This window comes from Peribacillus sp. RS7 (assembly GCF_041956845.1).
In the GTDB taxonomy this organism is placed as follows: Bacteria; Bacillota; Bacilli; order Bacillales; family DSM-1321; genus Peribacillus.
Genome location: NZ_CP168135.1, coordinates 4,756,146 through 4,779,120, shown reverse-complemented (window position 1 = coordinate 4,779,120; position 22,975 = coordinate 4,756,146). Strand labels below are relative to the sequence as shown.

Below are 22,975 nucleotides of genomic sequence, written 5' to 3'. Positions count from 1 at the left end.
AGAGCTTACTCCACGATCCGTCTTCCAAGAAACCTTTTCAATTATAGGCATAATAAAAAGACCTACGGAAATGTCAAGTTGCCATTTTGCTATAACATAACAAAAAAGCCTCCTGAATCAAGGTGGTCTTATGACCTCCTTCGCTTTAGCCGACGAAGTTAGCTGACGGGTAGGATGGCGAAAGAGTATCTCATCCCTTCTGCAAATGCAGAATTAACCCCATGAATAGTGGGTCCTCCGTTCTCAATCACTTGAGATTTGGCCGATATCAAATTGTTTTTCATGAGGATTATTGTACGCCCCTCATTCAAGGTTTGTAAACTCATATTAATCTTTAAAAACCTCCATTTCTGATCATTTAAGACGATATTTACCCATTTCATCAGCAAAAATGCTATATTTCTCAAATATACTAAATTTTTCACTTTTTTTCTAAAGTTTTACAAACTGTTATTGACAGGAACTTAGACGTGGCATTATGATAAATCCCATAAATTCGTCAGATAAACTGGAGGCATTATGATAAATACAAAAAAAAGGATTGAGGCTGAAATAAGCGAAGCGTTCATTAAGTTCCAGCGTGAATTGATAGGAAGAGGACCTCAGGAAACTAAAACTTATATAATCAATGATATGTTGATAACCCGTTTCAAGGGTGTCCTTACTGTTGAGGAAAAGCACCTTGTGAGTCACAATTCCGGCAAAAAACTTGTAAAAAAAATGCGTTCACTACTTCGTGAAATGTACACTAAGGATTATGAAAAAATAGTTGAAGATCATACTGGTTGTAAGGTTCTTTCTTCTCACAGTGATATAAGCACTAAAACTGGCGAAAGAATTGAAGTTTTCATTATGGATAAGGATTTGGAACGGCTTTTTGATACCATCAAGTAGGTAGGCAAAAAGTAACGATTCTACCATCCTTATATTATAGTAAAATAATTTTTAAAAAAACTTTATATTAGAAAACATCAGTGGGTGACAATAATTATTGCCACCCCACTGATGTTTTTTTAAGGTTCACTTTTCTTTTAACCACTTTTTTATCATTATACATTCTCCAATTAAACCACCTGCTAGAAAACATATAACAGCGGTTCCTAAAATAGGTGTTGCAGCATATTTTATCTATTATTACAAAAAGCCCCTTACAGTGGAGCTTATGCAGCTGCAGGTGTTGTTGGTGGCTCTGTTCCATATATATATTACTCTATGAATGATGCCCAATGTATTTTTGGTAACTATTCACACAACAAAAGTACTGATAAATGATTTCAGTATATTAATCCTGCCCCTTCCGAAGTGTAAATCGCTAAAAAAAAGCACGAATGATGTTTTAACAACATTCATGCTTTTTGGGAATAATCTTAACTTAATCCTGTCAAGTAGACAATAAAAAAGAGTTTTTTTATTGAGAGGTTTTTTACTGCATCTCAATCAAACTGCTCAACAGGCCTTTATTCAACACTACGGCACTTGGAACACTAGTGATGCATCTTTATTAAACCAACTTGTTCATAGACTTCAATAGTGATTTTCCGATCATTCTTACCATCAAAATAATAATCTATCTTCAAAACATTTTTACCAGAGTTTGTGTATCATTAAGAATCATTCGATATATCTTCTTGCTCCGGCATATTCCTCTCCGTATCCCGATGTTTTTATTTCATCTATCCTTACATGTGTTGAGCTGTTTGGCGAATGGATCATTTTGCCGTCGCCAATATACATTCCCACATGATGGACCCTTCCTTTCCCTTTATCATGGGCAAAAAATAGTAAATCACCTGGTTGAAGATCTTCTGGTTCCACCTTTTTACCATGTTGCGCCTGAATGGAGGAGTCCCTTGGAATCGTTATTCCATTAGCATGGTACATCGTATAGGTAAAACCAGAGCAATCAAATCCAAAACCGGACATTCCAGCCCATAGGTAAGGAAGCCCTAAAAATCCCTTTCCTGTTTCTACGATGTCCTTACCGGTTGGAACTGGAATTTGACTTTCGTCTTGGTAGACCGACACGTCTTTCTTTTCTATCCATTTTGCTCCGTTCCTTGGTGTCATCACCTTCACTTTATCCTTTTTCACCTGTAATAACGGAAGGCGTGTATTGAAGCTGATCTCCATGAATTTCGACCGATGTTTCGTTTCCGAATAAAGCCAAGTCTTTGGAGCATTTACAAGGGCAAATCCTCTATTGAACTGCTTCTCGAAGGATTTTCCTAATTTCAATTGCCCCTTCGGCATCCAGCCTGGATAACCTGCTTCATTACGGGGCGTAGGCTGATTGGCAGCAGCTACTTTCACCCATTCACCCCGTTCTTCTAGAATGGTCACTTTAGAACCATATAACGCTTGTGTCTCCAGGTTACCCACAAGCCACAGTTTGTCTTCATAATTCATGGATTTGATCCATGCATTCAAATCAACGGGGTTCGATGCTGAAGGGGCATCCAATTCCCTTAATAGACCCGGCTCCGTCCAAAGAGTTGCAGCAGTTACATCCACATAGGCAATTCTCTCCTTTTCACTTGCGCCGGTTTCGTTGGGATTTAATACTAAAATACTGAGCGCAAAGAAAGATAGCACTAAAACGGTTAACCTTTTTCGTCTAATCAAAATAATCACCCTTTCAAAATAGTTTTATTGAGTAAAAGAGGATTTCCTCTTGACTCCGAGTCCAGGTTTATCGGCAATGAGGAGTTGATCTTTCCTAAATTCAATGCCTTCAAATGGTTCATTCTTAATCCATAATGGTGCATCTAAATCGATTTTCGTTATATTTGGATGAGCGGTTGCCAGATGTGCAGCGGCGGCTACGCTCACGGATGATTCCATCATACTGCCGATCATGCATTCCACCCCTGCTGCTTCTGACATATCCGCGATTTGAAGTGCCCGTCGAATTCCTCCTGTTTTCATTAATTTAATATTAAGGAAATCAACAGCATGTTCATTCAGGAGTCTCATGGCATCACGAGGGGAAAACAAACTTTCATCTGCCATTATCGGCACTTGGACAGACCTCTTTATTTCTTTCAATCCTTCGATATCATGGGCTTGCACTGGCTGTTCCACCAAATCAACGTTCAGCTTTCTTTCCTCGAGTTCATGAATGATGGAAATCGCTTGTTTTGTTGTCCACCCTTGATTTGCGTCAATCCTGATAATGACCTGGTCGCCAACAGCAGCACGAATGCAGGCAACCCGCTCCACGTCACTCTTCCAGTCTTTCCCCAGCTTTATCTTCATTGTTGAGAATCCGCCATCGATGAGGGACAATGCCGCCTTTGCCATTTCTTCAGGTTCATCAACGCTGATTGTCATATCATTTTTCAAGACATTCGATTTACCACCCAGATATTGATATAAAGGAAGCCGCCATCGTTTGCTGACTGCGTCATATAAAGCTATTTCAACAGCAGCTTTTGCACTTGTGTTGCCTACACAGGATCGTTGGATTAGTTGAGACAATGCATTGATATTCTCGATGTCGCGGCCGATTAGATGTGGCGTGATCACTTCTTCAATGACAGTCATGATTCCTTTTGTAGAATCACCTGTGATGGCAACCGTGGGGGCTGCAGCTCCCAAACCTTCCGTTCCATCCTCCAACCTCACGGAAACCATGATATTTTCAATTTCCATAGCTGTACGTAATGCAGTCTTGAACGGCTTGACAAGTGGCAAAGTTTCCACTGATACTTGTAAACTTTCAATCTTCATATTAACAACCCTTCCTTAAAAGCTTGAGAGTATATATGATGTAAGAATTCCAAAATAGGTACCCAGAAGACTGCCAAGTACAGCCATCAAAATTCCGACCGGTATTAGGGCACGATTGAATGCACCAGCCAATATTGGGGCTGATGCCACCCCTCCTATATTCGCCAATGAGGCAACTCCCATAGTGAATAGATCCAACTTAAAGATTTTAGCTAAAATGACCATGATCAACCCATGAAAGAATAGAATCATAAATCCGGATAAAATATACACAGGCGCCTGAAACAGCTGTGAAAAATCGGCATGGGAAGCAATTAAACCAATGACTATATAAAGCATAACTTTGGAAATTTCCATGGAACCGGCAATACGGCCAACCTTTGTGACAGCCAGAATTAAACCTATTGTCGATGCAATGATGATCGTCCAAGTGGTCGCATTCACTGCGGCACCCAGTACTGGCAGCCTTTCCCCCATTTTGGTTGCCCCTGCTGATACAATTAAAGCCAGCGCCAGGAAACCGATCAATTCCACAAATCCAAATTCCGTTTTTGTGGTTTCCCCCGCTTCAAGCTCGGAAGTCATTTGATCAATGAACGATGTATCCGCTTTAGTCCAAATATTGAATTTTTCAGCAAGAGGCACCAGCCAAAACAAGAACATGACCCAAATGGAATAATTGACTGTATCCATGATCAACGCATAACCAAAAATATTTTCAGGAACATCGAGTATTCCTTGTAAGATCACCATATTGGCAGATCCCCCCGTCCAGCTGGCGCTTAAAGCCGAGAATGCCTTCCATGTTCCTTCCGCATAAAAGCCATTCATTAAAACGTAAGTAAGGGTGAACCCTCCAATGATGCTGAATGAAGCGGCAAAAAAAGTTAAAAGCATCTTTGGTCCAAGTCTGATTATTTTACGCATATCGCATTGCAAAAGCATGAGCATCAGCATGGCAGGAAGCAGGAGTCCCCGTATGGTGCCATATGCACTTTCGACTGACTCACTGTCTGAAAAGACCCCAAAAGTTTTCATCAAAGCAGCTCCAATATAAATTAGGACAATACCAGGTACATACTTGAAGAACTTTCCTCCTATCTTTTTTTCCGCTACTGCAATAACGGCAGTAAATGCCAATAAAAAACAGACAAACATCACACCATCCTGAATCATTTCCCATTCCTCCTTGTATTTAGGGGGTTCCGTTAAACTAAAATGTGATTTTCAACTTCAGTAAAAAGCCAATAAGAAGAATTCAAATTCGACAGAGTCTAACATAGCCCCACATAAAAAAATCCAGCTGCCAAAGAGCGCGTATACACTCTTTAACAGCTGGATTTCAATTGCGAATAACAAAAGAAGCAGCTATAAATTATAAAGTTGTTGATATTTAATGCTCGCATTCCTTAGAGCGACGGTCAGTGCTTTCTGAGATGAACCAAAGTACCGTTTCTCAATTACTTTCTCCAATTCATCGGGTTGAAGTATGGATTTACCTACTAACATGGAATGAATGAACCGCGATGTAAGCGATATCGTAGTCGAGCATTCCACATCCACTATTTCATGTGTATCATTATCAATGACGAACCCGATAAAAAAGCAGTTGAATTGCTGCGTAATTGGGTTATTAGAAGCCGCCTTCGATTCGCCAACGATATATACTGTATTCTGATGAAACATTATATTTGTGCCTCCTGCCATTACAGACATCATAACAGGTATAAATAGGGTGACTATCTATATTATTACAATATGAAATGGTTATTTATATTCTAATATATATAACATGCATTTGACAATATATTTAGTATATTAAGTTAATTACCAATTCCTTCGGCAAGAGACTTGAAAAGTTCTGGCCAATACGCAGCCCAAGTCCTTTTAAACACATGTCATTAACTGATAAATACCCATCTACACACTATTATACGGAAGGTTATGCTGCCAATCTTAAAGAAGATTAGCATGATTCCTTCCGTTCCATGTTTTATTGGACTTGAGTGCCCACTACAATGTTAGTTTCCATTTTCCGAAAGCATAGTGGTCACATCGAGGATAATTACCATGATTTAAGAAATATGGGACACTCCTGCCAAATAACTGGATAGTCGAGACCCTACAGACGCTTGCTTTGATGCGGCTTGGCAGACAGTCGGCGGAAAGGGAGCGGATTTCTGAAATCAACTGAATGTTTTTTGAGGGTTTGTTAAATAGGAACGTTGATTTCCACTCCAGGCACTCGCTTTCCGCGGGCGGTCCGGGAGCCTCCTCGGCGCTCTTTGCCTGTGGGGTCTCCCTTGGACGCGCTTTTCCCGCAGGAGTCTCGTACCTTCCGTTCCAATCAACTGGAATATTTTTTAGAAAATAAAGGGAGATATGGTTTTCCTTCATGAATTTTTACCTTTTTATATGGAATGACATCCTGATTAGATTGAAGTAATATGCGACACTCCTTCTGAATAACTGGATAGCCGAGACCCTACTTACGCTTGCTTTGATGCGGCTTGGCAGACAGTGGCGGAAAGGGAGCGGATTTCTGAAATCAACTGGAACGGTATTTTTTTTAAAAAACTGTAGGCAAACTCGCTTTTCTTCGAGTTTGCCTACAGTCTGGGACACTATTAAATTAATAATATTTTTTCCAATCCTAATTCAGCCCCTCATTAGGCTCATATTTCGCCTACATATCTTTTCGTCGATTGCGATCCCCGAAAGTGGTTGCAGCACCACTTTTTCGATTTTCATAAAGTTCGTCGATATCAACAGTTCCGATAATAGTTGTATTTTCATTCATTTCCGCCTCGGCTACTATTCCATTTGCTGGCCAAGCGCTGTCACAAGGGCTAAGTATACTGGCACGACCGTATCCGTTCGGTAGGGGTGCCCCTGGTTCACCAACAGTGGGTCAATGAACAAAATATACCTGATTCTCGATTGCACGTGCCTGTGCACAATGGCAAACTCGCCAAAAACTAGCCTCCGTAAACGTGTATGATGGGCAAAAAATGATGTCGCCCCTTTCACTGATAATATTCTTGAAATTTCAGGTATCTCAGCTTCATAACATACCGCTATTTCAATCTTAACTGGACCTAATGAATAAACCTCCAGATCATCCACCTTCAGTAGTATGCCAATTCGCTTCAGCAGGAAAGATATGAGTTTTTTTATGCTCAACGAATGATCCGTCTTTATCAAAAATGTATGCAATGTTGAAGCATTTTCACGGCGTTCCAGATGCGCGCCCACAATGATGACCTGCTTTTTTTTCTTTAGATTGACCTGAAAAGTTCTTTATATTGATTGGTATATTCATCAATCCTGGTAACGGACGAAGCATCCTGTTCTCCAAAAGTCGCTGATAACCCGATAGTTAACAGTTCTGGAAAAATGATATAATCCGAGTTTTCGGGTACTAGGGTGATTAATTCTTCCACTTGTTTCTGAAATTCATCGAAAGTTGACACTTTTTCCACACGGAATTGACAAGCGGTTATATTAATTTTCACAAAAGTCCTCCCAAATCATGCTTAATCCGTTTTTCCAGTCAGTATTCCAATGGCTTTGATTAAACGAAATCAGGATATCTTATCCAGATCATTCATTTCGGTCTCTTGTATTGTGATATGTTTAGTCATTGCACTTACAATGAATGTTACTAGTATATTAATTAACAAAGCGATGACACCTGTACTGATATCATTAATTACATGTGGGGTACCCGGTAGGAATGTAGCAACCTTCACTTCCCAAATCGTTGCATATAAAACGATTAGCACACCTGCCAGTATTCCTGCCATCGCACCATATTTATTGATTATATTGTTTTTTGGTAAACTGCAAAACAATGACGGTGCCAGTTGGGTTATTAAACTATATGACATGATATTCAAGATGGCCAAAGCTTCGCCGCCTGTTACCGTTACAATTAAAGCGATGATTGAGATACCAATGATTATTAATCTTGAGACGATCAATTGATGTGTTTCAGTCGCAGCGGGGACCAGAACTTTGAAAAAGCTATTTGTCAGACCTACCGATGCAGCCATTAGCATGACTGAAGCCGGTACAAGGGCCGTCAATAAACCGGCAGCTCCGATCACCCCTATTACCCATGGATCGAATGTTTGAATCGCCAGTCTTAAAAGAGAGAGATCACCATCAGCTCCTTGCAAACCCGGGATTTCCATGATGGCTGCAAATCCTATGAAAAAGACGAAAAGCAGTAACAGTGTGTATAAAGGTAAAGCAATGGCATTTTTGCGAAGGTTTCTTTCGCCATTCGACGATAAAACGACCATGAATGTTTGGGGAAGTAAATAAAATCCTAATGCATTCAGCAAAACGGTGGACACAAACCAGGATAGACTCAATCCCTGATCTGCTAAAACTAACATTTCCGGTTTAGCGGCTTGTACTGTCTCGAACATCGGCTGAATGCCCCCGAAGTAATAAAATGGAATGTAAATCCCTAAAAAGATAACGACTACCAAAATCATGAAATCTTTCAGTATGGCTGTCCATGCTGACCCATGAATGCCTGAAATCATTACATAAGTAGTTACGACCACAGCACCGATCACACTCGCTACAACTGGTGAAATGGCTCCATAAGATGCTTCTGAAACAATGATGCCTAATCCTTTGAGCTGTATGACTATGTACGGCACGAGGGCTAAGCTTCCCAATACAGCCACGATCATCCCCATTGTCCTGCTCTTGTATTTAGATGCAAAATACTCCGGCTGAGAGATAATGGAATGGCGTTTTGAATACCTCCATATTTTTGGAACAAGCCAATATGAAAGGACGTAGGCTAAGAATATATAGGCTGGAACATAATAAGCGGCGGCACCTTTTGAGTAAGCCCACCCACTTCCGCCTAGAAATGTGAAAGTTGTATAAATTTCACCTGCTATCAGCAGAAAAATGAAGAATGTACCGAAGCCCCTGCCCCCTACGGCAAATTGCTCCATATCCATATCCTTCCCTTTTCTTGCTTTTATCCCTAAATATAGTGCTAGAACCAAGAAGATGGAAATGATGAGTAATGAGGTATTCATTCAAGATCACTCTCTTTATTATCAGGATCGAACTTATAGACAATCATTAAGATGACCGAAGCCATCACCATCCAAAATGCAACCCAAAATAACAAAAAAGGCATTCCCAATATGTACGGTTCTATTTTATTTGCATAGGGCAATAAACCTAAGAACCCTATAAACGGAACCAAAAGCAATAGCTTAATAGCATTCAATTTATACCCTCCCCTATTTAGCTTCTTAACATGGATGCATTACCATCAGTTTAGCTGACTTTCATACTAAGCCGATGGTTTGATAGCATCCGTCGGTCCCAGTCATTTCCTGCTTTCAACCAACCATATATTCATCTTAATTGGACTGTATGGCAATAACCGTTTCCAATATTACATTGACGCCTTTTTCACAATCTTCCCAAGTAGTAAGTTCCTCTTCACAATGACTTTTACCGTTGATGCTTGGGACGAAAACCATGGCAGTCGGTATATAACTAGCTATAAACTGAGCATCATGACCTGCGCCGCTTACCATTCTTTTATATGGTAAACCCAATGAATGGGTCGATTGCTCAAGCAAATTGCAAATCGATTTGTCGAACCAAACGGTATCCCTGTCCCATAATTTTTTCACTTGGATGTCACAGCCACTTTCTGAACCTGTGGTTGTAAGGCCTTCAATGACTTCCTCCACCATTTCGATGACCTTGGAATCTTTATGTCTCGCTTCTAGCGAAAAAACCACTTTATTAGGGATGACCGTATGGATATTAGGAAACACATTTACCCTTCCCATCGTAAAAACTAAATCTTCATCAAGCATGCCTAGTTTCTGACGGGCCTCCATAATCAAACTATTCGCCGTGAAAAAAGCATCCTTTCTCATATTCATCGGGGTAGTTCCCGCATGATCGGATTCTCCAGTAACTTCTATCTCATAGCAAACCATTCCAAGGACACATTCAACGACACCGATCGTCAATGATTCACGTTCAAGAATGGGCCCTTGTTCAATATGCAACTCTAGAAATGCAGTCGCTTCTTTTAAACGGAACTCTTTATCCCCTGCATATCCAATGGCATTCAAGGCGCTTTCGAAAGTGGTTCCTTCACTATCCGTCTTTTGCAGCATGATTGATTTTTCGAATTTCCCTGAAAGAACTCCCGATGACATCATGGAAGGTTCGAACCTGGCTCCTTCTTCGTTCGTAAAATTGACGATCATCACCGGAATTTTCGGTTGGATATTATTTTCCACCAGAGTCCGCACGACTTCTAAGCCGGCAGCTACACCCAAGATACCATCAAATCGTCCGCCCTTTTTTACGGTATCCATATGTGATCCCATTACAATGGGCGGTTTGTTTTCAAGTCCCGCTAAAGTAGCGTAAATATTCCCCATATCATCAACCTTAATGGTCATCCCCAATTCTTTACAACAAGCGCAAAAGTAATCACGGACTAATCGATCTTCTTCGGAAAGGGATAACCGTGTGACTCCGTTGTTTTCTGTGCGTCCATAATCCGCGAATTTCTCGAGTGTACGACTCAGCCTCTCACCATTAATTAATAATTTTTGCTTTTTCATAGCGAAAATCCCCCTTTTAGATAACCTGCTAAAAATTCTACATTGTTCGCTTAAGCCAAAAAAATCATAGTGAAAGTCTTGGTTGTTTACTAGATACTCTAGATTATATTTCCACTAATGATTCCCTATGATAGAGAATCTCTCCATTCAGAATCGTTGATTCAACCTTTAAGTCTTTAATATTTTGAGGATCCACCTTCAAAATACTATCATTCAATATTACTAGGTCGGCCAGCTTCCCTTCCTCTATGCTGCCTTTGACATCCTCATCGAAACTCGCAAACGCGCCATTCCAAGTGTATAGTTTAATGGCTTCCATTACGCTTATCGATTGAACCGTCCCTATTTTCGTACCAGACCTGCTTCTTCTATTAACAGCAACATGTATGCCCAATAATGGGTCATGATCGGTAACGGGAGCATCAGACCCACCTGCAGCCAAGATGCCATTATCAATATAATCACGGGCGGCGTACATGTGGTTGACCCTATTGCCGTAGTGTTCGATATATATATCACCGAATTCATAAGGAAATGGGGGGTTGGGGATTGGGATGATCCCCAGTTCTTTCATCCTCATTTGTAAATCCGGCGAAGATATTCCAGCATGTTCAATCCTATGTCTATGATCTTTTCTTGGCGTTTCATCCAAAGCCTTTTCCACACAATTTAAATACATCTCTATCGCCCTATCACCTTGGGCGTGTACTGTGATCTGATAGCCCTTTTCATGTGCTTGACCTAATACTTGATAGATTTCCTCTTCTTTATAATAAAGAATGCCGGAATAGCCGCGATCACTCGAATAGGGCTCACGGGTAGCAATTGTCGGACCGGTACTGCTGCCATCCGTAAACAATTTAGCTGGTCCGATTTTAAACCTTTCGTCCCCAGTTCCGGTTACGACTCCTGAATCCACCATTTCATTTACAAATTCATGCGAATTATTCAATGAACCGATCATCGCATAGATGCGGACACGTATATCCTTACTTTTAACGGCTTGCTGCATTAAAAGGAAACTTTCTGGACCATAAGCACCAGCTTCATGAATGCTTGTTATGCCTGCGGCGATGAAATGCTCCGACGCAATTTTCACTGCTTTCAATAGTTCACCTTCCGTATAACTTGCGATATCGGCCATCATCATATTTGCTGTTTCAATGAGTTTTCCTGTAATCCTCCCAGCCTTATCCTTTTCAATAATCCCTCCAGTAGGATCCTCTGTGCTTTCATCAATTCGGGCAATTTCTAACGCCCTTCTGTTCACCACACTTATATGGCTGCATGTACGGGTTACCATAATGGGATGGTCCGTTGAAATGGCATCCAACTCTGCTAATGTAGGATAACGTTTTTCTTTCACAGCTGTTTCATTGAAGCCCCAAGCGCGGATCCATTCACCCTTAGGGATTGTCGAAGCTTGCTTCTTCAGATCGATTAACAAATCTTCTACAGATTCGATATGTTCAGCTTTACAACTTACTGCCAACTGGTTTACACCATACAATATAAGGTGAATATGAGAATCTATGAACCCAGGAAGTAATGACTTTCCCTGCAAATCAATCACATTTGTTTCTTCTCCGATAAAAACCTTGATTTCCTGATTCGTTCCGACTGCCGAGATTCTATTTCTTTTAATCGCCAAGGATTCTGCAACTGAATTTTTTTGATCAACTGTTATGACCTCGCCGTTTATGAACACGATATCAGCTTTCAAACACTCACACCTTCCTTATTGTTTACCCTCATTACTCGTACCACTTCCTTTTCTTTTGCTGACTCCCACTTTCACTTATTTGAATATTCCGTTTTTAATAGATTCATTATATCCACCCCAGATTATGAATTCATTAGACAAATAGTCAAAAATTTTATCGTTTTTTTATACCTTTCATATGATTATGTCTATCTTCTTATGACTTTTAGTCCCCATTTACTCACGTTTTAGATATGGATTGATAGAATTTAGGGGGAATTTCACCAATCAAAAAAAGGATAGGTACAGCCGCTGATATGCCTACCTATCCTTTCCATTTTTCAATTATTTTACAACCCATTCAATCTCCCTATAATGCCAATGGTCAAATACTGTTTATTGGCATTAAATTCCCATAGCCAGTATCGAAGGGACAATTCACTTTTATCCACTTCTTCAATAAAAGTTTTTATCCCAATCAATGCTGCCCCATAACCCACGTTTGAAGCTAAGGCAAAGATGGCATTCAGCCCTTCATTAATGGTATCCATATACTCGGGTTCCATTTTTAAGATATCAGTCCATGTAATATACAATCCATTTTGCTTGATACATTTAGATATAGAGTGATTCAACGTACATACTATCTCATCCCTAAGATCTAAAAATCCATTCTTTATCTCTTCTGCGTCTTTTTTCTGATATTGTTTACCATAATCAGAAAGCAGTTCCTTGGCCCAATTATAAAAAAGTTGGGTATAAATGGCGGAGGTTGCCACGATATCAAAACCATTATGATAATCAGCAAAAATTCTATCAGAAAGCTGACTTAACCGATTCTCGGTATCCTTTATATACTGAATGATTCCCTCTGCCTTTTCACCACGCTTCAGCATGGAAGTTAGGTGGTGATCAAAACCCATTTTATCGAGGCCTGTTACATCGATTTCAACAAGTTGAATTTTTTTCCGAGTCCGTTCAGGCAAATTCTCGGTACCCTTTTCCATGCTTTCCATATCAATATCAAATAAATATATGGAGTTGCATTTAGTTGCCAGATACTCAATATCCAAATCATCGCAATTGCCTGCACCAACAATCGCCACTTTATCAACATTCTCTCTTTTCGAAAAAGCGGCATCGAATAACCCTGTAACTTTTAAACGATGCTGTTTCCACCTCATCTTTCTGAATTCTTCTCGATTATGATTGATTTCTCTTTGAAAGGTTTCCAAGTAAATCTCTCCCTTTAGGGTACTATCCATTTAATTATTGTAACAAAGTATCCCGATATTGTAGAGGGCAGGTCATTTTGATTTCGCAGCTGGATAAGGTTCGCTACTTAGATTAAAGCCAGATTTCTAAATTTCAATAGTTAAATAAGCTAGGCAAATGTTAGAATAAATATGGGAAATATTGAAAGAAAGCAGAGATAACAGGAGGGTGTTCCTTGAGCAAAACAAAAAAGATTTTACTGACTTTACTTGGTGTTTTTTTAATTATCTTGACCGGTGTCGTGATACTTGTGTTTTCATTCACACAGAGCATGAAAGCAGATCTGGATGAAGAAAAGAAGGTTAAACATCAAGCTGAACGATACTTAGAGAAAAACTTTGAAGATGAACGGAAATATATGATGTCCTACACGATAATATGGGTAACTGGGGCTATTTTGACTATGCAGCTAAAGTGAAACATGAAAAATATGGTACTCAATTTTTAGTTTTCTTTAATGAGGAAACAGGGGAAATGGAGGACACATTCATATCTGATAAATGGCAAAATGATGCTAAAAAGAAATAAGGCCTTATATAGAAAATGAACTGGGGGACGTATTGATATCCAAGGATATGGGAGATATTGCTGAAAGTGATGATTGGGAAGAGATTCAAGAAGAAATAGGCGATTCGAATCAATTACTCTTGGTTTTTGATGAGAGGATCGGGAAAGAATTAAAGATTGATCCAAATAAAGCTGCTAGCTATAAAGATTACGAAGTTGCCCCAACCATTCGGATTACCCTTTCACGTAAAAAACAGGATGCAGATGAAGACCGATTTACTGAAATTATCACTTCCCTAAAAAAAGATAGGGTGCTTAAAAATGGAAATATGATTGTAGAATATATCAGCAACAATGGTGTGCTTCTCGAAGATGAGGAATGGAGTAAATCATTTTAAAGGTTTGAGATTTTTTTAAATAAAATACACAGCAAAAATTTCCATCAATTTTTTCTAGACCAGCTGTTCGATAAATACTGAATAATTTCAATCCTTTGGGCCGTTTTCCCACTGTTTTCATCCTTACTTGTAAAAAGTACATTATATTTCAGAAAATATATTATGCTAACAAAGTGAAATGAAGTGTAAAATCATCTATTTTTAGTCTTCCTTATTATTCATTATGAAAATTATTAATCCTAGCATCTGAGTTACAGCCTCATTTTATGAATAAATGTACCTAGTGAAATATATTCACTAACTCTTAATACCGTTAACGATAAACGTTAAATGGAAGAATCCTCCCCACTCCTATTGAATTTTCAAGATCAATAGGAGTGGGGGTTTTATTGTATTTAACGCACTTTTTAATCATAAAATATACCCTATCCGGTAAAAAATTCGGCATTTTCACAAAATTAAAAATAGGAATATTAACCCAAGACTTTTTCCCTTTTCCCAATCGTATAAATATTCAAAAAAATGTCGAGTTGAGTCATCTATACTTTTACCCTTATACTAGGGAAGAAAAATTGAAAGGGGAGAATTATACATGAAGAAGGAAATTTCAATCATTGGTGTTCCAATGGATCTTGGTCAAACTAGAAGAGGAGTGGATATGGGGCCTAGTGCCATCAGATATGCAGGATTGAGTGAAAGACTTGAAAACATTGGCTATACTGTCCGTGATGAAGGTGATATTAAAGTAGAAATACAAGAAAGAGCACAAAGTGATAGCGACACAAATTTAAAGAATCTGCAGGATGTAGCAGAAGGTAATGAAAAATTGAGTCAAAAAGTGGATGAAGTCATCCAATCAAATCGGTTTCCTTTAGTATTAGGGGGAGATCACAGCATAGCAATCGGCACATTAGCTGGTTTAGCGAAGCATTCTGATAACTTAGGGGTAATCTGGTATGATGCACATGGCGATTTAAACACAGCCGAAACTTCCCCATCAGGAAATATACATGGTATGTCTCTAGCAGTTAGTTTGGGCCTTGGCCACCCTGCACTGACTAACATTGGCGGATATTCTCCAAAAATCAAACCAGAGAATGTTGTCATTATTGGTGCCCGTTCCTTAGACCAAGGTGAGAAAGAGTTAATCAGGGAAAAAGGAATTAAAGTTTTTACGATGCATGAGATTGATAGAATGGGTATGACAAGAGTGATGGAAGAATCGATTGCTTATCTGAAAGAACGTACGGATCTTGTACATTTATCACTTGATCTTGATGGTCTTGATCCAGATGACGCACCTGGGGTTGGAACACCTGTAATGGGAGGTATTAGTTACCGTGAAAGCCATCTTGCCATGGAAATGCTAGCCGAAGCTAATATCATTACATCTGCTGAGTTTGTAGAGATAAACCCAATATTGGACGAGCATAATAAAACGGCTGAAGTTGCTGTCGCATTAATGGGCTCATTGCTTGGTGAAAAATTACTTTATGGAGCGGAAGACCAATTTAATACTGCTGATTTACTGGTTGATGTTAAATAGTTGTACATCTTTTTAGAAAACTGGTATTGTAAGAAATTATGAGAGATTTCGTTAAATAGATGGCCCAGTGGAAATAGCCCCTACTTCAACAGGGTGCTTTATACCCATTGAAGGATGGTCCACATGAATCCATTCATCCCTAGTTTCCTGACGCTTGGCTTCCTTTTCTTTATAAGCGGCGCTACCTGAAATTAATTCTGCATTGGAACCTATATATATCTAAATGCAGAAATAATCTCTTATTCTAGGGAATTCAACAACATCTAAGATTCAAATCAAATCTTTTACATTTGTGAGTAAAATACACAAATTCCCTAATAACGTCCAGACATAAATGAAACCGTTTGCACCCATCAGGTAAAGGAGTTTTTCAATGAAGACAATAGAAAATCAACCAAATGAATTAAAACGGAGCATGAAAGCAAGACATTTATTTATGATTTCGATAGGGGGATGTATTGGTACAGGCTTTTTCATTGGTTCAGGCTACACCATTCATGAAGCTGGGGCCATCGGGGCTATCCTCTCTTACATAGTCGGCGGTTTTATCATGTATTTAACGATGCTTTGTCTCGGGGAGCTATCGGTTGCCATGCCTGTTTCCGGTTCGTTTCAGACATATGCGACTAAATTCATCGGTCCTGGAACTGGCTTTGCCATAGGATGGCTTTACTGGTTAGGTTGGGCTGTTACGGTTGCCTTGGAGTTTTTGGCAGCTGGACAGCTTATGCAAAGATGGTTCCCTGAATCACCTGTTTGGATGTGGTGTGCAATCTTTGCTTTACTCATATTTTTACTGAACGCATTATCAGCAAAGGCATTTGGCGAATCTGAGTTTGTTTTTTCAAGCATAAAAGTATTGGCCATAATCCTGTTTATCGGAGTTGGCGGTGCTGCCATGTTTGGGCTTATTGATATGAAAGGTGGACAAGAAGCACCATTTTTCTCCAACTTTTTCAGTGAGGGCCTCTTCCCGAATGGAATATCGGCCTTGCTTATCACAATGATTACAGTGAACTTTTCCTTCCAGGGCACAGAGCTAATCGGAATTGCCGCTGGTGAAAGTGAAAACCCGGAAAAGGTCATACCTAAATCGATCAAACAAACCGTTTGGCGTACCCTTTTCTTCTTCGTTCTCTCTGTCTCTGTTCTTTCAGCGATGATTCCAAGGGAACAGGCAGGAATCGTTGAAAGTCCATTCGTTGTTGTACTGGATAGTATCGGAGTTCCTTATGCGGCTGACATTATGAACTTCATCATTCTAATAGCGCTTTTGTCCGTTGCAAACTCCGGCCTTTATGCGGCAACACGTATGCTTTACTCGCTTTCTAAGGAAGGCATGGCAAGTCCAAAGCTCGGTATGGTAAATAAGCGAGGAATTCCGCTTAATGCCTTGCTTATCACCCTTGCAATAGCTGGTTTGTCTTTACTTTCAAGTGTAGTAGCCGCCAAAACAGTGTTTGTCTTTCTTCTTTCCCTTGCAGGATTAGGAGCACAAATTGGCTGGATTGCCATCGCGGCTTGTCTTCTTGCTTTCAGAAGATCATATATCCGCAAAGGTGGACAGGTGGAAAACTTGAAATTCAAAGTACCGCTATATCCATTCATCCCCATTCTTGCCTTGATAGCAAACTGCATCGTCATGATCAGTCTAGCTTTTGTTCCTGAGCAGCGAATGGCCCTTTATTGCGGGGGGACATTCTTCATTGGATGTTATGCGGTTTATCACTTTAGAGTGAAGAAAAACAAGAAAGTCGAATCTCCAATGCAGGAAGTTGAATTAACTGCCGGTAAAAAAATGGTCATTTGATCCTGAACGCTGCGGAGTAGAGTAAGTAGTGAAAAGCGATCTTTACAATCCATAAAGATTGCTTTTCAAAGAAGAAAAACCCTGGATGTTTTCACACCTAGGGTTTTTCTTTTATTTAATCACCATTTCCTGCCTACCTATCCAATGGTAAACCGCTTTATAAATTCTTCTTTTTCCCTTCCAGCTTTTTTAGATCCCCTAAAATATACACTTTCTGATCAAAGAAATATTTACTCTCTGTCCATGATAAAAAGCATATAATAGGAAGTTACATTTCAGTTTTAACGCCTGGATAATTCAGCTCGAATTAAGCTATAGAATGAATCTTATGACATTTAACAAGCATCACAAAATAAAATCATCTTAATCGATGATTTTATTTTTGTGCATATTCTTTTAATCTAGGCAGGATTGGCTCTAAAATTTCCTTGGCTATGTAATCAGTATCCAATCCGATGAAGCGTTCACTTTCCAATTCGACCGATCTCGCCTTTTCCGGGTCATTACAAAAAATAAACGATATGATTCCGTTCTCTTCGGTCATATCTACATACTTAAATGTAATGTCATGTTTCGTAAGACAACTTTCAAACGCAATGCACAATTCATCTATATTTGATTGACTAATAGATGTGAATTTCATATTGATCCCCCCTCTGCTAAAGGATAGCAAAATAAAGCATGAATTACAAAGTGAAAATCAAAGCAGCAGCTAATGTTTCATGATCATGATTCATCTGACACAATTGCCCAATGGGAACCTGACTTATCTTTTTACCAGTGCAAAAACCTAAAATCAAGAAATGAATACAAACCTTGACATGAATGATGTCTTTTGATGATGATCTCCACAAGAAATTTCATTCAACCAATCGATTTCATCTAATTTCCTATCCTTGTTTGATTTAATTTTTCATCTTCCATAATCAGTATATCCATAGCCATATCTGCATGATGTATCCCCTCAATATGGACTTCCTTATGAATATTCCATGGCATGTCTCATATCTTTATACAAACACCTTGTTAGGAGTTGGCCAACATGAAGTCTTTTTATAAGGGAACGCTCATTTTGATTGTCGCAGCGTTTTTTGGTGAATGTATCGAATTTTTAGTGAACATGATCCTAGCCAGGGAATTACAGGAAGAGGGCATGGGGCTTTATATGTCCATATTGCCAATTTTCTTTTTAATATATGTGATTGCCAGCCTTGAATTACATATTTCCATTTCAAAATTCGTCGCAGAAAATAAACAGACCATGCATTATAATCTTATCGTTCATGCACTTAAAATGGCTGCTGTCGTCGTGTTGGTCATGTGTGTGGTCATGCCTTTCATACTTTCCTTCTCATCCATAATGGACAAATATCATCCCTATATTAAATGGCTGCTCATCACACTAATCCCAATCGTTGCATTTTCATCGATTGCAAGAGGTTATTTCATGGGTGTACAGCAAATGGGGAAGATTGCTTTTTCAAACTTTTTGAAAGATATCATTCAGTTTGGTTTGCTTTTCCTCATCTTTAACTTATTTCATTTTAACCAGGAAAAGTCACTTTTGATGGCCTTTTTTGTTTTAATTGGCAGTGAGTTCCTCGTTTTTCTATACTTGATCAACCTTTTGATTCTTCAAATGCGAATCATGAAACGCGGTACGAACTCGCGAACCACCGGTAAACATGCACGGCAAAAATTATTGGCTGTTTCGCTGCCCACCATGGGGTTAAGGATTTTTCATGCCATAACAAATGCCATTCAACCCTTTTTGATCCATACGGCCCTTCTCTCGGCAGGATTCGGTGCTGTCGTGGCAACAGAGCATTTTGGGATGCTCACTGGGGTTGCGATGACAATCGGCTTCTTTCCGGCCTTTATCGCGCATTCCTTAATGATCATGCTCATTCCGAATGTTTCGAATGCTTACAAGAAACAGGATAAGGAAAAATTGAGGGTTTTATTGCAAAAATCGATGTCTTTTACCGTATTGTATGGAGTTCCAGCCGTAATCTTCATTTATTTCTTTGCGGAACCTTTGACCTCCCTCTTTTTTTCTTCAACATCTGCCGCATACTATTTAAAATTATTATGCCCTTATTTCCTTTTTCACTTTTTTGTCATTCCAATGCAAGCCTACCTCATCGGCCTGGGCTTAGTGAAAGATGCCTTCATCCATACAGTTTGGTCCCATATCGTTGCATTTTTAATGATGTATATCCTTGGGTCTCAAGCTTCTCTTAATATGGGAGGCATCATTTTAGGAATGAATACGGGCGCTGTATTATTGACTTTCATGCACTACTTGACCATTTGCAAAAAAATTGGGATAAGCATTTTACTGACGAAATCGAGATCCATATCGATAAAGTGAAGCAAGGACCATGTTCATCCCCCTGATGCACCAAGTTACCTTATTTCACTTTCATTTTTATTTTGAGGAAACACAGCAAACCAATTATATACAAGTTCCATCCAGCAAATCCCTTGCTGTTGTTGGTTTGTAATGATTTGGATTAAAAATTTTGAGCCTTTCCCTGTACATATCAGCTTGGTTCCTGTATATTTCAACATACTTGGGTAATAATCAAGTAAAATGGTTTATACTAACCATACAATAGTAATGGAGTGATTTCATGAGTAAAGCTAAGGCTAAGAGTGGAACGGGTAAAGGTACGGGCACAGGTACGGGCAAGAAGGGCTGGAATCGTTGGAAAACGGGTGCCAACAAGAAAAAAAGCGCAAAACCATATGTAAGTAAAGGCGTCAAACATTCCAATGAATCAAAAACTTCAGGCCAACCTGCAGGTGACAAGTCTGAAAAATAATAACTTGTTCTGAATCCAAAAATTAATATTGTTCCATATTCTCATACAGGGTGTTAAGGAATCTGTATGAGAGAGATGGGTCTAATAGATATAATATTCACGGGCGATATCCAAATAAGCTAAGAATGCGGCTATTATTATACATACCATCAAAAAAGACACTCCCAATCCCGGTAGTGTCTTTCACTTTTTTTATGTTCTTTTTATCTAAATTGGCTTTTGGGTTTGATAGCATTGATTTTTTTCGGGGTAAACTCTGTCCGGAAGCCGTTAGTGGCTTTTTTAACAGAGTCTGTAACTGAATGTATCGCTTCACCAACATCCTGAGCAGAATCCAATAAAGGTTCAACCGTTTTCATTTTAGTTTTTACATCGTCGGTGATTTCATTTGCGGTTTGCAACAGTTGTTTCGATTCTCCGGATAAATCGTGGATGGCACTTCTCACTTCAACCAATGTTTGATTGGCTTCTCCTATAGTGGCCATTCCCTTTTGCAGTGTACTGATCAAAAAAACGACCAACCAAATGAAGGCTAAAGCGATTGCAGCCACACTATATTGAATAATCATGTTAAAGCTCCCCCTCTAAATTTAAAAGTAGAAACGATTAATCCAAATATGTTAGTGGATCCCGGGGTGCATGTTTTTTTAAAGATGACCAATAGCACTATTTGATTTTGATTTGTATGCCCTCAGCTTCAGTTTGAGTTGAAGGAGCTGTCGGAGTGGATAAATCATTTTTTTGGCGGCCATCCAAGCTGGCTTCTTTCATGGAATTGGTCACATTATGAATCATTTCCCCAACATCTTGGGCGGATTCTAGCAAAGGATCGACATTTTCCATCTTCCCTTTTACATCTGCTGTAACTTGATTCGCAGAGTGGATCAATTGTTTGGACTCCTGCGTCAATCCATGTACTGCGTTTCTAACCTCTTCCAGTGTCTTATTTGTTTCTTCGAGCGTCCCCATTCCTTTACGCAGCGTCTGGTTGACATTATATATCAAATACACGACAGCTCCGGAGACACTGGCCACACTTAATTTCATGAACATTTCATTTCTCCACTCCCTTCATTTAAATTTATGCACTGGTCCTTCCATTCATTCCCTAAAGTCCGTCCCTTGTCAGGTCACTTTACAGACTTTTTCCCCCATCAGGCTTAACCCCTACTTACCCATTCTTTTTTTAATCTTTTAAAAGGTGACGATATACACATATATTCTAACGAGGTATATGTTGGAATTATAATTAATCATATTGATGTCCTCACTTACAAAAGTATTAAAAAATGAAATTTTTTAATATACCAAAATCTTATATTGAAATCCGCCCTTTTTAGGCACACTACTATTAAAAACAGGAGGATACCATGACACCTCGGAACGTTCCAGCTAAAAATGATTCAGAAGAGAAAGATACTCTTGCTACACCTGATAAGGAAAGTGAAATAGTCAAACTCAACCGATTATTAGGTGCGGTCATGAGATATTTATCAGATGATGAGCAAGAAGAAATTGATATAGAATATCTTCTTGAAAACACAGAAGGGTTGCGGGATTGGTGGAGCCAATATAGGGAGCTAGATCGAAAAAGGGTCGAAGAAGAAATAAAAAATTCCCTGACAGATCTATCCCTTGAAGAACTTGAAACCATCCGTGAACAAATCCGCACTAAGGAAAAATAAAAAAATCCCTGCATGGGGATTAACTACAGGGAATTCTTCTTTCATTATATATATATTATTGAATATAAAGTTCATGCCGTTCATGAAGCACCAGGAACCTTCGATTCAAATACCGTTCAATGAACTTAGTTTTAGTTGATCGATCATTGAATCCACTAATGCTTGCAATGGATTTAAAATTGATCTTCCTGTCTGAAACTCATATCTCTTGGCTGCGTCAACCATTGATAGTTGAGCAACCGACAGCAGTTTATTTTCGTTATTAAAGTCATGCAGGAACTTCACGATTTCCTGGCTATATTTCTCACCCAATCCCTGCATAATGTATTCAAAGGTATTGTCGATGATGATAACTTCAAAATCCACACCCCCATATTTTTCAGAATGGGCATTTAAACGTTTGACTGTCCCTTCAACTGTAGCAGGGTTCGTGAATAATATGACTTGCGGCTGCTGCAATTGGCAAATCTGCTCAAAATACGGTTCATCGATTTTAATGATAGGCATGGGTAAGGATAGTTGTTCTTCGTTTAAAAAGGCGATGTAGTTCGTACAGGTTATCAGGATGGCATCCACTTTACAATTGGCAATCCATTCAACTTTTTCTTTAACCGTTTTTTGAGCATCCGAATACTTAAACTTTTCATCCGTTGCCACCCGGTGCATCATTCCTGGATCTACAAAATGAAGCCATTCAATATCAAATTTCGAGAATGCTTTTTCTATGTATTCTATATTTGTGTAGTGTGCATGCAAACAGCCTATCTTTTTTCTCATAAACATCCCGCTTTCACTTTTGGTTTTCTGATTATTCTAACATAAAAAACGGCGTTACTTTGCCCACTACCGGCCAAAACGAT

At 39.2% G+C, this 22,975-nt stretch carries 24 protein-coding genes and 1 riboswitch; of the genes, 8 read left to right on the top strand and 16 right to left on the bottom strand.

What is annotated here, in order from left to right; all coding sequences use genetic code 11:
• Window positions 1–132: 132 nt before the first annotated feature.
• Window positions 133–274, bottom strand: a riboswitch (cyclic di-AMP (ydaO/yuaA leader).
• Window positions 275–519: 245 nt separating this feature from the next.
• A complete protein-coding gene (locus ACDZ29_RS23800) occupies window positions 520–894 on the top strand; it encodes a DUF2294 domain-containing protein (RefSeq protein WP_289316457.1) in 375 nt (124 codons plus the stop codon).
• Window positions 895–1,611: 717 nt separating this feature from the next.
• On the opposite strand, the gene ACDZ29_RS23795 is transcribed toward ACDZ29_RS23800, so the two are convergent.
• The 12 genes from ACDZ29_RS23795 to ACDZ29_RS23740 form a co-directional block, all read right to left on the bottom strand.
• The gene (locus ACDZ29_RS23795; protein ID WP_375088886.1) at window positions 1,612–2,622 is read right to left on the bottom strand and encodes an NlpC/P60 family protein; all 1,011 of its coding nucleotides are present in this window, start codon (window positions 2,620–2,622) and stop codon (window positions 1,612–1,614) included.
• Window positions 2,623–2,646: 24 nt separating this feature from the next.
• A complete protein-coding gene (locus ACDZ29_RS23790) occupies window positions 2,647–3,729 on the bottom strand; it encodes a dipeptide epimerase (protein WP_375088885.1) in 1,083 nt (360 codons plus the stop codon).
• 15 nt (window positions 3,730–3,744) lie between these two features.
• Entirely contained in the window at window positions 3,745–4,905 is a 1,161-nt protein-coding gene (locus tag ACDZ29_RS23785; protein ID WP_375088884.1) for a DUF819 domain-containing protein, read from the bottom strand.
• Between the two features lie 192 nt (window positions 4,906–5,097).
• Window positions 5,098–5,415 (bottom strand): DUF3870 domain-containing protein, encoded by a 318-nt coding sequence (locus tag ACDZ29_RS23780; RefSeq protein ID WP_289325054.1) that lies wholly within the window; start codon window positions 5,413–5,415, stop codon window positions 5,098–5,100.
• 972 nt (window positions 5,416–6,387) lie between these two features.
• A complete protein-coding gene (locus ACDZ29_RS23775) occupies window positions 6,388–6,525 on the bottom strand; it encodes a hypothetical protein (RefSeq protein ID WP_375088883.1) in 138 nt (45 codons plus the stop codon).
• Between the two features lie 18 nt (window positions 6,526–6,543).
• Window positions 6,544–6,984, bottom strand: a complete 441-nt coding sequence (locus ACDZ29_RS23770; protein WP_375088882.1) for a hypothetical protein — start codon at window positions 6,982–6,984, stop codon at window positions 6,544–6,546.
• 23 nt (window positions 6,985–7,007) lie between these two features.
• Window positions 7,008–7,244, bottom strand: a complete 237-nt coding sequence (locus tag ACDZ29_RS23765; RefSeq protein ID WP_375088881.1) for a hypothetical protein — start codon at window positions 7,242–7,244, stop codon at window positions 7,008–7,010.
• Window positions 7,245–7,313: 69 nt separating this feature from the next.
• The gene (locus ACDZ29_RS23760) at window positions 7,314–8,798 is read right to left on the bottom strand and encodes a sodium:solute symporter (protein ID WP_375088880.1); all 1,485 of its coding nucleotides are present in this window, start codon (window positions 8,796–8,798) and stop codon (window positions 7,314–7,316) included.
• Entirely contained in the window at window positions 8,795–8,995 is a 201-nt protein-coding gene (locus ACDZ29_RS23755; RefSeq protein ID WP_375088879.1) for a DUF3311 domain-containing protein, read from the bottom strand. The genes ACDZ29_RS23760 and ACDZ29_RS23755 overlap by 4 nt, the downstream gene beginning before the upstream one ends.
• Before the next feature lie 136 nt (window positions 8,996–9,131).
• Entirely contained in the window at window positions 9,132–10,364 is a 1,233-nt protein-coding gene (locus ACDZ29_RS23750) for a Zn-dependent hydrolase (protein ID WP_375088878.1), read from the bottom strand.
• A 103-nt stretch (window positions 10,365–10,467) separates the two neighbouring features.
• On the bottom strand, window positions 10,468–12,087 hold the full coding sequence (locus ACDZ29_RS23745; protein WP_375088877.1) for an amidohydrolase: 1,620 nt from the start codon (window positions 12,085–12,087) through the stop codon (window positions 10,468–10,470).
• A 329-nt stretch (window positions 12,088–12,416) separates the two neighbouring features.
• On the bottom strand, window positions 12,417–13,301 hold the full coding sequence (locus ACDZ29_RS23740; protein WP_375088876.1) for a hypothetical protein: 885 nt from the start codon (window positions 13,299–13,301) through the stop codon (window positions 12,417–12,419).
• Window positions 13,302–13,516: 215 nt separating this feature from the next.
• Between ACDZ29_RS23740 and ACDZ29_RS23735 the strand changes: the two genes are divergently transcribed.
• The 4 genes from ACDZ29_RS23735 to ACDZ29_RS23720 all read left to right on the top strand — a co-directional run bounded on the left by ACDZ29_RS23735 (window position 13,517) and on the right by ACDZ29_RS23720 (window position 17,602).
• A complete protein-coding gene (locus ACDZ29_RS23735) occupies window positions 13,517–13,759 on the top strand; it encodes a hypothetical protein (protein ID WP_375088875.1) in 243 nt (80 codons plus the stop codon).
• Between the two features lie 157 nt (window positions 13,760–13,916).
• Window positions 13,917–14,246 (top strand): hypothetical protein, encoded by a 330-nt coding sequence (locus ACDZ29_RS23730; RefSeq protein ID WP_375088874.1) that lies wholly within the window; start codon window positions 13,917–13,919, stop codon window positions 14,244–14,246.
• 592 nt (window positions 14,247–14,838) lie between these two features.
• Window positions 14,839–15,792: an arginase gene (rocF, locus tag ACDZ29_RS23725; RefSeq protein WP_289325048.1), complete on the top strand. Its 954-nt coding sequence runs from the start codon at window positions 14,839–14,841 to the stop codon at window positions 15,790–15,792.
• A gap of 373 nt (window positions 15,793–16,165) precedes the next feature.
• On the top strand, window positions 16,166–17,602 hold the full coding sequence (locus tag ACDZ29_RS23720) for an amino acid permease (RefSeq protein WP_375088873.1): 1,437 nt from the start codon (window positions 16,166–16,168) through the stop codon (window positions 17,600–17,602).
• 376 nt (window positions 17,603–17,978) lie between these two features.
• Here the strand turns inward: ACDZ29_RS23720 and ACDZ29_RS23715 are convergent, their stop codons facing one another.
• Window positions 17,979–18,245, bottom strand: a complete 267-nt coding sequence (locus ACDZ29_RS23715) for a hypothetical protein (RefSeq protein WP_289316467.1) — start codon at window positions 18,243–18,245, stop codon at window positions 17,979–17,981.
• 399 nt (window positions 18,246–18,644) lie between these two features.
• Here ACDZ29_RS23715 and ACDZ29_RS23710 point away from each other — a divergent pair, with 399 nt between their 5' ends.
• Window positions 18,645–19,976, top strand: a complete 1,332-nt coding sequence (locus tag ACDZ29_RS23710) for an oligosaccharide flippase family protein (protein WP_375088872.1) — start codon at window positions 18,645–18,647, stop codon at window positions 19,974–19,976.
• Window positions 19,977–20,238: 262 nt separating this feature from the next.
• A complete protein-coding gene (locus ACDZ29_RS23705; RefSeq protein WP_289316470.1) occupies window positions 20,239–20,430 on the top strand; it encodes a DUF3934 family protein in 192 nt (63 codons plus the stop codon).
• 203 nt (window positions 20,431–20,633) lie between these two features.
• On the opposite strand, the gene ACDZ29_RS23700 is transcribed toward ACDZ29_RS23705, so the two are convergent.
• The gene (locus tag ACDZ29_RS23700) at window positions 20,634–20,999 is read right to left on the bottom strand and encodes a DUF948 domain-containing protein (RefSeq protein ID WP_289325043.1); all 366 of its coding nucleotides are present in this window, start codon (window positions 20,997–20,999) and stop codon (window positions 20,634–20,636) included.
• A gap of 97 nt (window positions 21,000–21,096) precedes the next feature.
• Complete coding sequence (locus tag ACDZ29_RS23695) at window positions 21,097–21,483, bottom strand: DUF948 domain-containing protein (RefSeq protein ID WP_289335355.1); 387 nt, start codon at window positions 21,481–21,483, stop codon at window positions 21,097–21,099.
• Between the two features lie 317 nt (window positions 21,484–21,800).
• Here ACDZ29_RS23695 and ACDZ29_RS23690 point away from each other — a divergent pair, with 317 nt between their 5' ends.
• Window positions 21,801–22,115 carry a hypothetical protein gene (locus ACDZ29_RS23690; RefSeq protein ID WP_375088871.1) on the top strand — a complete coding sequence of 105 codons (315 nt, stop codon included), beginning with the start codon at window positions 21,801–21,803 and terminating at the stop codon, window positions 22,113–22,115.
• 105 nt (window positions 22,116–22,220) lie between these two features.
• On the opposite strand, the gene ACDZ29_RS23685 is transcribed toward ACDZ29_RS23690, so the two are convergent.
• Window positions 22,221–22,898: a hypothetical protein gene (locus tag ACDZ29_RS23685; RefSeq protein ID WP_370015021.1), complete on the bottom strand. Its 678-nt coding sequence runs from the start codon at window positions 22,896–22,898 to the stop codon at window positions 22,221–22,223.
• Window positions 22,899–22,975: the final 77 nt, after the last annotated feature.

Bases quoted from the DNA above. Each gene is read 5' to 3' on its own strand.
- ACDZ29_RS23720 (WP_375088873.1), top strand. From the start codon at position 16,166: ATGAAGACAATAGAAAATCAACCAAATGAATTAAAACGGAGCATGAAA.
- ACDZ29_RS23690 (WP_375088871.1), top strand. From the start codon at position 21,801: ATGACACCTCGGAACGTTCCAGCTAAAAATGATTCAGAAGAGAAAGAT.
- ACDZ29_RS23695 (WP_289335355.1), bottom strand. From the start codon at position 21,483: ATGTTCATGAAATTAAGTGTGGCCAGTGTCTCCGGAGCTGTCGTGTAT.
- ACDZ29_RS23700 (WP_289325043.1), bottom strand. From the start codon at position 20,999: ATGATTATTCAATATAGTGTGGCTGCAATCGCTTTAGCCTTCATTTGG.
- ACDZ29_RS23750 (WP_375088878.1), bottom strand. From the start codon at position 10,364: ATGAAAAAGCAAAAATTATTAATTAATGGTGAGAGGCTGAGTCGTACA.
- ACDZ29_RS23685 (WP_370015021.1), bottom strand. From the start codon at position 22,898: ATGTTTATGAGAAAAAAGATAGGCTGTTTGCATGCACACTACACAAAT.
- ACDZ29_RS23715 (WP_289316467.1), bottom strand. From the start codon at position 18,245: ATGAAATTCACATCTATTAGTCAATCAAATATAGATGAATTGTGCATT.
- ACDZ29_RS23730 (WP_375088874.1), top strand. From the start codon at position 13,917: ATGGGAGATATTGCTGAAAGTGATGATTGGGAAGAGATTCAAGAAGAA.
- ACDZ29_RS23800 (WP_289316457.1), top strand. From the start codon at position 520: ATGATAAATACAAAAAAAAGGATTGAGGCTGAAATAAGCGAAGCGTTC.
- rocF (WP_289325048.1), top strand. From the start codon at position 14,839: ATGAAGAAGGAAATTTCAATCATTGGTGTTCCAATGGATCTTGGTCAA.
- ACDZ29_RS23775 (WP_375088883.1), bottom strand. From the start codon at position 6,525: ATGAAAATACAACTATTATCGGAACTGTTGATATCGACGAACTTTATG.
- ACDZ29_RS23705 (WP_289316470.1), top strand. From the start codon at position 20,239: ATGAGTAAAGCTAAGGCTAAGAGTGGAACGGGTAAAGGTACGGGCACA.
- ACDZ29_RS23785 (WP_375088884.1), bottom strand. From the start codon at position 4,905: ATGATTCAGGATGGTGTGATGTTTGTCTGTTTTTTATTGGCATTTACT.
- ACDZ29_RS23710 (WP_375088872.1), top strand. From the start codon at position 18,645: ATGAAGTCTTTTTATAAGGGAACGCTCATTTTGATTGTCGCAGCGTTT.
- ACDZ29_RS23760 (WP_375088880.1), bottom strand. From the start codon at position 8,798: ATGAATACCTCATTACTCATCATTTCCATCTTCTTGGTTCTAGCACTA.
- ACDZ29_RS23780 (WP_289325054.1), bottom strand. From the start codon at position 5,415: ATGTTTCATCAGAATACAGTATATATCGTTGGCGAATCGAAGGCGGCT.
- ACDZ29_RS23790 (WP_375088885.1), bottom strand. From the start codon at position 3,729: ATGAAGATTGAAAGTTTACAAGTATCAGTGGAAACTTTGCCACTTGTC.